At 62.2% G+C, this 12938-nt stretch carries 13 protein-coding genes and 1 pseudogene; 5 read left to right on the plus strand and 9 right to left on the minus strand.

The features are described from left to right. Positions 1-247 precede the first annotated feature (247 nt). Positions 248-709: pseudogene (locus tag ACFX5Q_RS31975) on the minus strand (cupin domain-containing protein). A gap of 87 nt (positions 710-796) precedes the next feature. On the opposite strand from ACFX5Q_RS31975, the gene ACFX5Q_RS31980 reads away from it, so the two are divergent. Next, positions 797-1396: a winged helix-turn-helix domain-containing protein gene (locus tag ACFX5Q_RS31980; RefSeq protein ID WP_404284228.1), complete on the plus strand. Its 600-nt coding sequence runs from the start codon at positions 797-799 to the stop codon at positions 1394-1396. A 331-nt stretch (positions 1397-1727) separates the two neighbouring features. Next, positions 1728-2417, plus strand: coding sequence for a hypothetical protein (locus ACFX5Q_RS31985; RefSeq protein ID WP_404284230.1), 690 nt, complete (start codon positions 1728-1730; stop codon positions 2415-2417). Between the two features lie 112 nt (positions 2418-2529). Here the strand turns inward: ACFX5Q_RS31985 and ACFX5Q_RS31990 are convergent, their stop codons facing one another. From ACFX5Q_RS31990 to ACFX5Q_RS32015, 6 genes are all read right to left on the minus strand, one after another. Then, positions 2530-2865 (minus strand): 4a-hydroxytetrahydrobiopterin dehydratase, encoded by a 336-nt coding sequence (locus tag ACFX5Q_RS31990; protein WP_404284232.1) that lies wholly within the window; start codon positions 2863-2865, stop codon positions 2530-2532. A 45-nt stretch (positions 2866-2910) separates the two neighbouring features. Next, the gene (locus tag ACFX5Q_RS31995) at positions 2911-3066 is read right to left on the minus strand and encodes a hypothetical protein (protein ID WP_404284234.1); all 156 of its coding nucleotides are present in this window, start codon (positions 3064-3066) and stop codon (positions 2911-2913) included. A gap of 38 nt (positions 3067-3104) precedes the next feature. Continuing rightward, positions 3105-3833, minus strand: a complete 729-nt coding sequence (locus ACFX5Q_RS32000; protein WP_404284235.1) for an S-adenosyl-l-methionine hydroxide adenosyltransferase family protein — start codon at positions 3831-3833, stop codon at positions 3105-3107. After that, the gene (locus tag ACFX5Q_RS32005; RefSeq protein ID WP_404284237.1) at positions 3830-4765 is read right to left on the minus strand and encodes an oxygenase MpaB family protein; all 936 of its coding nucleotides are present in this window, start codon (positions 4763-4765) and stop codon (positions 3830-3832) included. The genes ACFX5Q_RS32000 and ACFX5Q_RS32005 overlap by 4 nt, the downstream gene beginning before the upstream one ends. A 137-nt stretch (positions 4766-4902) precedes the next feature. Next, positions 4903-6006 (minus strand): CapA family protein, encoded by a 1104-nt coding sequence (locus ACFX5Q_RS32010; protein WP_404284238.1) that lies wholly within the window; start codon positions 6004-6006, stop codon positions 4903-4905. Positions 6007-6098: 92 nt separating this feature from the next. Further along, the gene (locus ACFX5Q_RS32015) at positions 6099-6557 is read right to left on the minus strand and encodes a YbhB/YbcL family Raf kinase inhibitor-like protein (protein ID WP_404284239.1); all 459 of its coding nucleotides are present in this window, start codon (positions 6555-6557) and stop codon (positions 6099-6101) included. 361 nt (positions 6558-6918) lie between these two features. Between ACFX5Q_RS32015 and nuoH the strand changes: the two genes are divergently transcribed. Genes nuoH through ACFX5Q_RS32030 form a run of 3 tightly spaced genes read left to right on the plus strand, consistent with a single transcriptional unit; the run spans position 6919 to position 8991 of the window. Further along, positions 6919-7905 (plus strand): NADH-quinone oxidoreductase subunit NuoH, encoded by a 987-nt coding sequence (gene nuoH / locus ACFX5Q_RS32020; RefSeq protein WP_404284241.1) that lies wholly within the window; start codon positions 6919-6921, stop codon positions 7903-7905. 30 nt (positions 7906-7935) lie between these two features. After that, positions 7936-8502: an NADH-quinone oxidoreductase subunit I gene (locus ACFX5Q_RS32025; RefSeq protein WP_404284242.1), complete on the plus strand. Its 567-nt coding sequence runs from the start codon at positions 7936-7938 to the stop codon at positions 8500-8502. A 45-nt stretch (positions 8503-8547) separates the two neighbouring features. Further along, positions 8548-8991, plus strand: coding sequence for a CBS domain-containing protein (locus ACFX5Q_RS32030; RefSeq protein ID WP_404284244.1), 444 nt, complete (start codon positions 8548-8550; stop codon positions 8989-8991). A gap of 58 nt (positions 8992-9049) precedes the next feature. On the opposite strand, the gene nuoG is transcribed toward ACFX5Q_RS32030, so the two are convergent. Both nuoG and nuoF read right to left on the minus strand, forming a co-directional pair. Next, the gene (nuoG, locus tag ACFX5Q_RS32035; protein ID WP_404284246.1) at positions 9050-11638 is read right to left on the minus strand and encodes an NADH-quinone oxidoreductase subunit NuoG; all 2589 of its coding nucleotides are present in this window, start codon (positions 11636-11638) and stop codon (positions 9050-9052) included. Between the two features lie 33 nt (positions 11639-11671). Further along, the gene (nuoF, locus tag ACFX5Q_RS32040; protein ID WP_404284247.1) at positions 11672-12937 is read right to left on the minus strand and encodes an NADH-quinone oxidoreductase subunit NuoF; all 1266 of its coding nucleotides are present in this window, start codon (positions 12935-12937) and stop codon (positions 11672-11674) included. Position 12938 lies beyond the last annotated feature (1 nt).

Raw genomic sequence — 12938 nt, forward strand, 5'->3', positions numbered from 1 at the left:
CAGGGATAACCCATGCGATGTCGGAGGCATCATAGCCTGCAAAGCAGATTGGGACCTTGTTCGCCGACCCCATCAGGGCCAGCAGCTTCGAACGGCTGCATGAACAGGCCGGACAGAAGACTGCACCCGACCAATGCGCCAGAACAACGAATTACCTCTTGCAATACGGGAGCCATCCACAGAAGACACCGACGGCGACAGCACCGGCGGTCGCGGTTGCACCGGAACGGGCCTTCGCCAATCGCGCCTATGCGCTTGTCGTCATTGTAGAGAGCTGATCGGTATCGTAACGGGTCCGCAGCTCGGCAAGCACCCTCGGATCCGGAGAGCCATGCGCAGCCAGATCGGCGAGCTCTTCGAAATAGCCCTCGTGCCCGGGTGTGGGGAGACGGTCATCAGCACGCGCGCCGGTTTTACGCTGACATTGGTAATGTTGTGCTGCACGCCCGGTGGAATGAACAGGTAGGTACCGGGTCGCGCGGATCGTCTTTTCGCCAACGTGCCAGACGCATTCGCCATCAAGCACGTAGAAGGTTTCCTCTTGCACTCGATGAACATGAAGACCGGTGGCAAACCCGGCCGGGTTCGTCCAGTCAAACATGCTCGTGTGTCTCGTATTGTCCCCGGTGACGAGAAACACCAACGGATGGCCACGCAGCATAACTCCCTTGTTCTCGTCAGGCATGCGGATGACTGGGGCGGCGCTCATTTGATCCTCCATCGGCTCGGCGTTGCTTCCGTAAACACCGGTACAGAATGCCCCCGTCGTGCCGGCCAGTCGTGAAGCCGTTGCGAAATGATTGCGAAAAAATCGCAAACGGTATCTCCTTCGGGAATGGCAGCAAGCCTCGCGTTTGGTCCATTTCGCCTCGACACCGCCGCCGGGATCCTCCTCCACGGCGTTGAGCCGACGCCGCTCGGCCAACGGGCCGTTGCGCTGCTTGCACTGCTTGTGGAGCGGACAGGCGTGCTGGTTCCGAAAGAGACGCTAATCGAGACGGCATGGCCCGGGCAAGCCATTGAGGACAGCAACCTGACCGTCCAGATTGCGGCGGTGCGTCGGGTCCTTGAAAACCTGGCCGGTGGTGCATGCTGGATAGAGACGCGGCCGCGACGCGGCTACCGCTATGTCGGGCCGGCCGTCACAGTCGTTGGTCTTGACCCGGCCGAGGTCGTAGCCAAGGCAACGCTGACATTGCCCGACAAGCCTTCGATCGCAGTCTTGCCGTTCTCGAACCTAAGCGGCGATCCTGAACAGGATTATTTCGCCGACGGAATAGTTGAAGACATCATCACCGGTCTGGCGCGCATCAATTGGCTCTTCGTCATCGCGCGTAACTCGACGTCCGTCTACGTAACTCGACGTCCGTCTACAAGGGGCGCGCGGTGGACGTGAAGCGGGTCGGGCGCGAGCTTGGCGTCCGCTACGTGCTCGAAGGCAGCCTGCGGAGAGCCCATGATAGTGTGCTCGTGACCGGGCAGATGATCGATGCATCGACCGGTTCCCACATATGGGCTGAGCGGTATGACCGTACCTCCACTGATATGAGCTGCATGGGTCACCTCTGACGCTATTGCCGCGCCGCGCAGCACTCGTCCCCAAACGCCAGGTGCCAGGCAGAACTGGGAGGAAGCACGGGCGTCGCCTTGAGGCTGCGTTCCGACACGAGCTTCACGGTTGATCGGGCGTAAGGATAAGCACTCTATCGAAAATGTACGAGCCAATATTGAATGGCAGTTCGTTTCGCCCTGCCATCCCGTTTAAGCGCCGAACGGCACACATCGTAGCCAATGACGGTAAGGCTGTGATACCATCGCACAAGTTGCGCTGCCGTTGGCAATTGCCATGCCCGGGCATCGGCTCCGACGTTGCCTCGCCGTCGCTCTACATCCGCAAGCGTGGTGAAGGCGAACTGGTGGTGCGTGCCGCGTTTGCTGACGCCACTATCATCCGCCCGGCGGTGATGTTCGGACCGGATGACGCGTTTCTCACCATTATCCTCAAACTTCTCCGCCGGCTTCCAATCTATCCGATGTTCGGTCGGGGCCTGACGAGATTGCAGCCGGCCTATGTGGGTGATGTGGCAGAGGCGACCGCAAGAGCGCTGCAGGGGGCGGAAACGCATGCGACCACGTACGAGTGCGGCGGTCCCCGCGTTTACTCTTACAGGGAATTTCTCAGAGTCGTTGCACACCAAGCCGGTCTTAGACCCATACTGGTCCCAATGCCATTTGCCACTTGGCACGCACTCGCATGGGCCGCGGAAATACTTGCGAGTCCGCCCGTCACTCGCAATCAAGTGGAACTGATGCAGGTCGACAACGTCTCGTCGCCACAGATGCCCGGATTTCAAGAACTTGGCATTTCGCCGCACACGGTCGAGGAAATACTCGAGGAAATGTTGCGCGACCACTGATCAACGAGCCTCTTCGGTACTGCTCTTAGGTGCCACGATTAAGGGTCCGGAAATCGCGCTAACCGTGCGAACTTTTGGACCCGTTCCGGTGGTTGGGGTGCCGAGTGCCTCCCTACGAACCGGCGATGAGGTTGATCTTCGCGGCCATGATGAAGTCGTTCTCATGCAATCCCTTGATCTTGTGAGTCTGCAGCGAGACCGCCGCATAACCCCAGCCGAAGCAGATGTCGGGATGATGCCCTTCTTCTTCCGCCAACCGGGCAACTTTGTCGATGAAGCTGAGCGCTTGACGGAAGTCCGCAAATTTGAAGTTGCGGCGCAGCAGGTGCGCCTCCTCCAGTTCCCAGCCAGGGGTCTGGGACAGATAGCCCTCGGCTGCCTCCTCCGTTAGCGGCGCAATGCCGCCGCGGCAGGGCGTACAGATTTTCTGAGCAATACCATCGGTCATGACAAGCTCCCTTCGTGCTCATTCCTGATGCAGCGATCGCGTTTTTCACCTCGCCCGGTATTTGCTCGCATAGTGCTTGGCAAGAACCTTGCGAATCTGCTCGGCGAGGCGCTTGTTGCCGGTCTTCGCCCGCGCCTTGTCATCGCCTTTTTGCGGCTTCGGCAGATCGGCGCCCGGGCCTCGTTTCGTTGATTTGCGCATCGCAATAGATCAACGCCGTGACGGACAACCGGTTTCGTTCAAAGGACGATCTCCACAGGACTACCGATCGCGAGACCGAGCTCGCCGTCCGCGCGCCCTTGATTGACAGCAATCTCGGCAAGCCCGTTCGAGTTCTCGTACCAAAAGGCCATGCCCGGCGGACGATCGCTGAAGGTCGTCGCGGCCTCCAGCACGAGATCTGCTGCGGCGAGCCTTGCGCCAGCTGGCAGCTTGGTCGCCCTCAGGCCGGTCATGGCATTGCCGAAATGGTCGATATAGACGATCTCGGCGAGGTCCTCCGGCCAGTCTCTACGGCGATCTGCTTCATCCAGGCGCGGCCTTCCGGGCGGCGGCTCACGGCGTGCCAGCATGGCCGCGACCGGGGCAAACAGGTCACGCCCGTGGAAACTGGCGGACAGGCGCTTTGGTTTCCAGTCGATATCCCAGCTGAACGTCTCAGCCGCGCGGCGCTGGATCAGCTCGAACAGGCCGTTGCCGGGGCCGACATACCAGCGACCGTCGGCCTGGACGATGACCGACGGGCGCGTCCCTCCGACGCCTGGGTCGACGACACAGAGAAAGACGGTTCCCGCAGGAAACCACTCCGCATAAACAGCCAGCAGGTAGGCCGACGCCTTGGGATTGCCGACCGGCGCATCGGAGAAGAGGTCGATCGCGGGGATGCCCGGCGCCATCTGGTGCAACACAGCCTTCATCTGACCCGTGTAGGGGCCGTGCAAGCCGAAATCCGTGAACAAGACAATCATGGACGGGGCCCGATTGCGCTGCGATGGACATACAAATAGTCGGCCGGAAGGCGCATCCGCCGGCAGGCCTGAACGGCCGGGTTGGTTTCCATAACGAGGCGATCCGCCAAAGCCCCTGCCTGCCGGACTGCCTCGGCTTCCCAACTGTGCAAGCCGTGCCCGGTGAGCCCCAACAGCGCTTGCATCCAACCAGGCACCAGATCAACGGCAGCCGCTACCAGCAGGTGCTGTGCCGGCCTCAGCGGCAGCGGCAGGATAGGCGCTGAACGCATGATCGCGAGAAATTCGGGCACAACGGCCGAGCGCTCCAGCCGTCCGGCTGTCGCACGGAACAGCGCTTCAAGCTCGGCTTCCGATCCCGGTGCGCCTGTGGCGCCGAAAAGTTGCGCGGCCGGAATGCCCTCGGCATAACAGCTGTCGCGCTCCGATGCGGAGAGCTGCCGCACATAGGCGTGATAAGCTTGGACAAAGCCGTATGCAGCCGTGCCCTGAACCCAGTTCAGAAGGTCGGGGTCATTGGCGCAATACGTCTCGCCCGACGATGTCACGCCTGCGACCCGGTCGTGTATCCGCCGAACGCGGGCGATCATGGCCTCGGCCGTGGTGCGGGAACCGTAGATCGTCACCATGGCAGCGAGCCCCGTGCTGTGTAGTCGCCGAATTGGATTCAGGCGGAAAGACGTATGCTCCCATACGCCTGTGCGCACCCGCGGTTCTGCAAGCTCCATGATCACGGCGGTGACGCCGCCGATGAACAGCGAGATCGGGTTCTTGAACACGCGCCACGACACGGAGTCCGGCGACGCCAGTCCGGCCTCGCCGATTGGTCGCGAGAAATCAATCTGAGGCTGGGCGCCAGGTTGCAGCACCGCCCGCGCTACCGCCTCCAGGCGGCTTTGCAACGGCCAAGGCAGGACGATCGGCGTGGTCATGGCAACGAGCGCCATTCACAAGAAACGCGTGCTTCCAAGCAGCGAAGTTGGGCCGCTGGACGCACTTGGCGAAACTGCGGCCACTTTCTGCGGTTCGCTCATCTTAGCTCAATTGGATGACCGTGCCCACCGCAAGCTCACATTGTCGGCCAGGACAGCGCAAGCCTCCCCCCTGGCGCAGTTCCAACGCACGTACCAAACTGCCGGCTTTCTCGGTTCAGAGTCTGCCGCAACCAGGCAACGTCCCTGTTCGTCGCGTGGATGAGCTGGAACCGGCGGATCTGGAGGGGCACCAGTTCGAGAGCGACCAGATCCAGACTTCCGGGACCAAGGTCAGCGATATACATCAGGGCAAGGTCGGACCGGAATTCCCCGTGGCCTTTGATGCCTTCATAGTCATTCAAGAAGTCGCCGCAGCCATAGAGAATGAGGCGATTCTTGTACACTTCGATGGATTTGGCATGATGCGATGAATGGCCGTGAACGATGGATATGCCCGCCCTGTCGATCAGTTCGCGGGCGAACCACCTTTGCTCCTCCGGGATGTCATAGCCCCAGTTTGGTCCCCAATGAAGAGAGACCACGACCACATCATTTTCTCGTCGGACAGCGGCCACCAGATCGGCGATCGCTGCGACAGTCGCATCGGAAAGCGCAGGTAGAAAGTTCACTCCGGCCCGGTCATGCGTCGCCGCCCAATGTCGAGGGACGCCGCTCGTCTTCGAGGCGAACGAAAAAACAAGTGCGCGCCTCGCGCCGGTGTCTGTCAAAATCGCCGGGGCGCTTGCTTGGGCGGCATTGCGCCCCGCTCCAGCGGTCTTGATCTGCAAACGCTCGAGCGTTGCCAGGGTCTCCAGCAGTCCGGCGCGCCCCCAATCAAGAACGTGATTGTTACCGAGAACGCAGCAGTCGATCCCCGCGGCGACGAGGCAGTCGGCGTTCTCGGGGCTCATCCTGTAGTTGATGCCTTTGGCGACAAAGGCATCGCAGCGCGTAATGCTGGTTTCAAGATTTATGATGCTCGCGTCCGGCCGCGCCCGCTCCAATTCTTGCAGCGCTGCGCCCCAGATGTAGCAGAAGTCGACCGGTGTCGGTATCGGTTGGTTCGCCTCCTCCGCCATCCGGACATAGTCTATGGCCGATTGCACATAGCGCTCGTGAAGACGAGGGTCACACGGATGTGGAAGCGCCTGGTCTATGCCTCGCCCCGTCATCACGTCGCCACAGAGAAAGATCCGCATGACGCGTACCAGCCAGGTCCATCACGATCACTCGTGCCGCTCATGACCCGCAGGCCTTCCTCAATTGCCAGAGTTCACACGAGCGAAGACCATCATCGCTCATATACTCCGACGAGAACCGCCTCGGCGAGGAGATGCCTGCGCGCTTCTCGTTCGACCGCCTGACACGATGGGCCGTTGCCGAGCGGCAGGTGATCGATCGACAGCGCAAGCAACCGGAAGTGATAGCGGTGTCGGCCATGGCGATGCGGTGGGCAGGGACCACCGTAACATGGTCGCCGGAAATCGTTGGTTGCCTGCTTGAAGCCTTGCTTGCCGGCGTGCTCGCCGGCGCCATCGGCCAACCCTACACAATCGGCCGCAATGTCATAGGCCGCCCAGTGATGCCAGATCCCCACCGGAGCGTCTGGATCATCGCAGAGAAGGACAAAGCTGCGGGTTCCGGCCGGAGCGCCGGTCCAGCCGAGGGGAGGGGAACGATCCTCACCGTCGCAAGTGAAACGCCGCGGGATCGTCGTACCGTTCGCAAAGCTGCTTGAACTGAGTTGCATGGGTCGCCCCTGACGCTGGTGCTGCGTCGCGCAACACTCAGTCCCAAAACGCCAGGTGCCAGGCAGAACTGGTAGGAAGCGCGGGCGTCGTCTTGAGGCTGCGTTCCGACACAAGTTTCACGGTTGATCTGACGCTAGGATAGGCGCTCTATCGAAAATGTACGAGACAATATTGAATGGCAGTTCGTTTCGCGCTGCCGTCCCAACTAAGCGCCGCGCCGCACGCATCGTAGCCAGTGATGGCAAGGCTGTGATACCATTGCATAAGTTGCGCCACCGTTGGCAATTGCCACGCCCAGCGCAGCCTGACAGTGCTAATCGGGTCGCGGGTCTCGTCCCGTTGAACGAGTGACCTCGGATCATGGAACTCGTCGTTGCTCTCGGGCTGATCGTCTTCAAGGTCGCGTTGCTGATTGCGATCCTGCTGCTGCTGCCCTTGCCGCTGACCTGGCTGGAACGCAAGATCGCGGGGCACATCCAGCAGAGGATGGGGCCGATGCGTGTGGGATGGCATGGGCTGCTGCAGCCGGTGGCGGACGGGATCAAGCTTCTGACCAAAGAGGACCACATCCCGGCCGAGGCCGACCGCTTCCTGTTCAAATTGGCGCCAATCCTGGCGCTCGCTCCGCCCTTCGTGGTGTTCGTCGCGGTCCCCTTCGGCGAATCCGTCTCGGTCCTCGGCACTGAGATCACTCTTTACGTCTCCAACATGAACGTGGCGCTGCTTTTCGTCTTTGCGGTGATCGGGATTGAGGTCTATGGCGTCATCTTCGGCGGCTGGGCGGCGAACAGCAAATACGCTGTCCTGGGCAGCCTCAGGACCTGCGCTCAGATGATCAGCTACGAGATCCCGATGGGGTTCGCGGTCATCGGGGTGGTAATGCTTGCGCAATCCATGAGCCTGCTCGAGATCGTGCGGGCGCAAGCCAATGTCTGGAACATCGTCTACCAACCGGTCGGGTTCTTCGTGTTCTTCGTCGCCGGGCTGGCCCAAGCGCAGCGCATTCCCTTCGACCTGGCTGAAGCGGAAGGCGATCTGGGGGCCGGGTTCCATACCGAATACAGCGGTATCCGCTTTGCGTTCTTCATGGTCAGTGAATACGCCATCATGCTTCTGACGTCGGTCCTGGCGGTGATCCTGTTCTTCGGCGGCTGGAACGGCGTGCTGGTCCCGTTGCCACCGATCCTCTGGTTCCTGCTCAAGGTCGCGTTCTTCGTTTATGTGTTTATCTGGTTCCGCTTCACTTTCCCACGCTACCGCTACGACCAACTGATGGCGATCGGGTGGAAAGTCTTGCTTCCACTGTCAATGGCGAACATAATCATAACCGGTGTTGCTTTCCTTTAGGGGCCGCAGCGGCTCCGCAGCGGGGCGACGATGTCGCGCGCACTGGACAGAATTGGAACATGGATCGGCTGGGCGTTCTTCGCCGATCTGGCGAACGGCTTGGCGCTGACCTTCGGCTACATGTTCTCCAAATCCGTGACCATGCAGTATCCGGACAAGGAAAAATGGTTGCCCTATTCGCGTTACCGCGGGCATCACTTCCTCAAGCGCGACGAAGAGGGCGAGATCAAATGCGTGGCCTGCGAACTCTGCGCGCGGATTTGTCCCTGCTACTGCATCGAAGTCATCCCCTACGAGGACGAGAAGGGCAACCGACGCCCGGCAAAATTCGAGATCGACATGGCCCGGTGCCTATTCTGCGGGCTGTGCGAGGACGCCTGCCCGGCGGACGCGATCGCGCTTGGCCAACAGTACGAATTCTCGAGTTTTTCCTCGCATGACCTGGTGATCGGGCGCGACGATCTGCTCGGCAAGCCGGGCAAGGCGATGACCGGCGGCGGCGTAGTCGCTGCACGCCTGAACACCGAACAGGACGTGCTGGTCGAGACGAGCGAGCCGCAGGGGTACAACTGGTGGCGGAATATCCGACGAACGTAAAGGCGCGCCAGCTGGCAAGCCGGAGCGCGCAGACAGGAGGCTCATATGCTGGTCTGCCAAATCTTGAAGACCAAGGCTCCCGAGGTCATCTCAGTCACTCCAAGTCAGACGATGGTGGAAGTGCTACGGCTGTTTCGGGACAACAACATCGGCTTCGTGGTCGTCAGCCGTTTCCCCGGGGGGGATTGCCTGGGCACGCTGTCGGAACGGGACTGCTGCAATGCCGTGGCTGAACACGGAACCAGGGCGCCCATGATGCGGGTCGCCGACATCATGAACCGCAGTGTGGCGACCTGTTCGATACAGGATTTGCTGCCCTCGGTGATGGCGACCATGACCAACCGGCGCACGCGCCATGTGCTGGTCATGGATGGCGGCGCCACTGTCGGCGTGGTGAGCATCGGCGACGTGGTCAAGCACCGGCTCGACGAATTGCTGAACAACGAGCAGGTGCTGTACGATTACATTGCCGGGACAGGTTATCACTGACGACGCCGGCTCAAGGGTGCAGGGGCGGGCGGGCTGCCGGTGGGGAGCGCGTAGTGCCTCAGCCCAGATTCTCAGGACGCGCCTCGACCCCGGCGACAGTGGCGATCTCGAAGGCCGCGTGCGCCATTTGAACTTCCACCGGACATGGGTATTCGCCCCGCCGCATCAGGCTGTTGAGACGCAGGGTTCTGTAGTTTTCGGGAACGAACACGAGGCCCGCGGGGAAACGCTTATTGACCTTGAGCTTCGCCGTCAATTCGCCCTGGGCGGATCGCACGACCACCTGATCGCCATCCGAAAGGTCAAGCCGCACCGCATCCGGCGCGCTTATCTCGACATATGGGTCATCCGCGACCGTATTCAGGATCTCCGAGCGCTCGGAAAGATATCCGTTGTGGAACAGGCAGTTGCCGGTGACCAGCATGAGCCGGTCGGCTGAAATGGGGGCAGGCGGGAGGACGTAGAACTCGCCAACCGGTGGCGCAAAGGCCGCCTTCGTGAAAGCTCCGTCGGCGCCAAGCCCGTCCTGCGTCAACCCTTGGTAGGCCGGAACCAGCCGGGCAATCTCGCCGAAGATTTCGTCATGGATCGACGGCCGCAACGCTTGGCCGCGAAGCGCCGCAACGAAGTCGAATATCGCCAGATTTTGCCGCGCCTCGAGGGCGGGTTCGCGGAACTTGCAGACCTTCTGTGTGCGGCCTTCGTTGTTGGTGAACGTACCGGATTCCTCGCCATAACTCGCCGCGGGCAGCACGACATCCGCCAGGCCCGCCGTATCCGTGAGGAACGCGTCCTGCACGATCAGGAGATCGGCGGCGCGAAGCGCCCGCTGCACGAATCCCCGATCGGGATAAGACATCAGGGGGTCGCTTCCGGCGATATAGAGCGCACCCATTCGCTTCCTGTCACAGAGCTCCAGCATGGCATCGAAATCCACACCCGGTTCAGACGGGATTTCGGCGCCCCAGGCCCGTTCGAGAGTTGCGCGCGCCGCATCATTGGCGAGCGCGCGCAGCCCCGGCAGCGCCGCCGGCAGAACGCCCATGTCCCAGGCGCCCAGTTGGTTGGCACGGTCGAAGAGGAACTGCATCGCCAGCCCCTTACCGAGTGCGCGCAGAACCTGCAAAAGGTTGTTGAGCTGGTACAACGTCGCGCGCGCTAGGGGTGATCTCAAGAGGTCGGCGCTGACAAGCACGGTGACGCTCCTGCCTTCCAGCAGCGCTGCAGCCAGGCGGTCCGGACCGTCGCTGTCGGTGGCCGCTGCTGGCCGGCCAGTTGTTGCGCCGCTGTTCGTAAAAACGTCGCCCGGCAGTGCCTGACCAGCCGCCCCCAGTCCGCTCACCACCGTGGCAAGGCCCTGAGCCTCACCGCCCGGCGGCACGCGAACGACCGCCCGCGCATCGGCGTCCAGACGGGATGGCCGCGCCGAGAGCATGAGTAACCTGGTCTGTCGCCGCCGTACACAGTCTCGAAGCAAATATTCGGTGACTGGGTTTTCGTCCGTCACGTTGCCACCGACGACAAGCACACAGTCGTTGCCGATCACCTCCTCCAGCGGCGTGCGGGTGTAGAAGGCGGCCACCAACGGGCCGAGCGCATCAAAGGGCGTGGACCAGCGCGAGGAGCAGTCGATATTGTTGGTCTGGAATGCTGTCCGCATCAGCTTCTGGAACTGATAAAGCACCTCGTTGGGCAGGCGCGGCGAGGCCAGCCCGCCCGCAGCCTTGCTGGCGACTGCCGACAGCCGCCGGCGGAGGTAGTCCCCCGCTTCGTCCCAGGAAGCCGGAACCAGGACCCCGTCACGACGGATCATCGGCCGCTTGATCCGGTCCTGACTCCCGACGAAATCCAGGCCGAAGCGCCCGCGCACGCAGAGCGTTTCGCGGTTGACTCCGTGCTCCACCTTCGAGCGGACCCGCATGAACTCGCCTTTGCGCGTGCCGACGGTCAGTTGGCAGCCGGTGCCGCAATGCGGGCAGACCGTGTCGGTCTCGACCAGATCCCAGGGCCGCGCCTTGTGGCGATAGGGGAAGCTCATCAGCGCGCCGACTGGGCAGACCTCGACGCAATTGCCGCATTGATCGCAACTCGCGAGACTGCCCTCGAAGCCAGTGATGGCGGTATCCATGCCTTTTTCGACGGTGCCCAAGGCTACCGCGCCGACGACTTCTTCGCACATCCTGACGCAGCGCTGGCACTGGATGCAGCGGTTGACGTTCATGATGATGACCGGGCTGAGACGGATGTCCTCGGAGTGGAACACACGTTTGGCATCGCGGAACCGGCTTGTGCGGGGCCCGTATGCCATCACCATGTCTTGAAGCTCGCACTCGCCGCCCTTGTCGCAGATCGGGCAGTCGAGGGGGTGGTTGGCGAGCAGCATGTCGAGCATGGAAGAGCGGGTTTCGTCGATCAGCTGCGTATTCGTCCGCACCACCATGCCGTCGGTGACCGCGGTGGCGCAAGCAGGCTGTAGCCGCCGCTGCCCCTCAATCTCCACCAAGCACATGCGGCAGGAGGCCAGCGCCGGTAGCCGTTTCAGATAGCAGAAGGTCGGGATGTCGATGCCCAAACGCTCGGCGGCCTGGAGCACAGTAGAGCCGGCCTCCACTTCCAGCATTCGTTCATCGATTGTCACGCTAACCATGGCTTTCCTCGCGGTCCTCTCGCTGCGTCCTCCTCAGTGAAACGGGCACCTCCGCTCTTCGATATGCGCGACGAATTCATGCTCGAAATGCGCCAGTGCTGCCCGCAGGCCCATCGCCGCGCCGTCGCCCAGAGCGCAGAACGTGTTGCCGAAAATGCCTTTGCAGAGCGCCTCCAGCTGTTCCAGATCGCCCGGCTCGCCCTGGCCTGCCTCGACCCGGCGCAGGACTTTCACGACCCAGTTCAACCCTTCGCGGCAGGGGGTGCACTTGCCGCAGGACTCGTGGTGGAAGAACTCGATGATCCGGGTGGCGACTTTGACAACGCAGGTCGAGTCGTCGATCACGATCACCCCGGCCGAGCCGAGCATCGAGCCAGCGGCGGCCAGCGAGTCGAAGTCCATCCGCACGTCCAGCCCGCGCTCCGGGATCAGCGGCGCCGAGACCCCGCCTGGGATCACCGCCTTGAGCTTGCGCCCCGGTAGCGGCCCGCCGGCGCAGTCCTCGACCAGTTCGCGCAGCGGTATCCCCATCGGCAGTTCGTAAAGGCCCGGTTTCCGTACCTGTCCGCTGAGGCAATAGAGCTTCGGGCCGGGGCTCTTGTCCGGGCCGATGCCGCGGAACCAGTCCGGCCCTCGCTCCACGATATGCGGTACGCAGGCCAGCGTCTCGACGTTGTTGATCACGGTCGGGCTGGCGTAGAGCCCTTCGACCGCCGGAAACGGCGGTTTCAGTCGCGGCTGCGCCCGCTTGCCTTCGAGCGAGTCGAGCATCGCGGTCTCCTCGCCGCAGATATAGGCGCCGGCGCCGCAATGGATGTGCACGACGAAGCTGAAATTCGAGCCCAGAATCCGCGTTCCCAGATAACCCTTCGCATGAGCCTCGGCGATCGCCCGCTCCAGCCGGCAGATCGCCAGCGTGTATTCCCCGCGGATGTAGACATAGGCGGTTTCTGCTCCTATCGCGTAGGCGCTGATCGCCATGCCCTCGATCAGTTGGTGCGGGTCACGCTCCATGATGATCCGGTCCTTGAAGGTGCCCGGCTCGCCCTCATCGGCATTGCAGCACAGGTATTTCGGCTTGCCGGCACGCTTAGGCACGAAGCTCCATTTCGCCCCGGTTGGGAATCCGGCCCCGCCGCGACCGCGCAGGTTGGATTTCTTGACGAGGTCGATGATCTCGTCGGGCGTGTGCTCGCGAAGCGCCTTGGCCAGTGCCTGGTAGCCACCACCGGCTTCGTAGGTCGAGAGCAGATGGCCATCCGGCACGTCCACGTTCCTGAGAAGGACGGGTTCGAACATG

The sequence above is a fragment of the Mesorhizobium sp. IMUNJ 23033 genome (assembly GCF_044778005.1).
Taxonomy (GTDB): Bacteria; Pseudomonadota; Alphaproteobacteria; order Rhizobiales; family Rhizobiaceae; genus Mesorhizobium; species Mesorhizobium amorphae_A.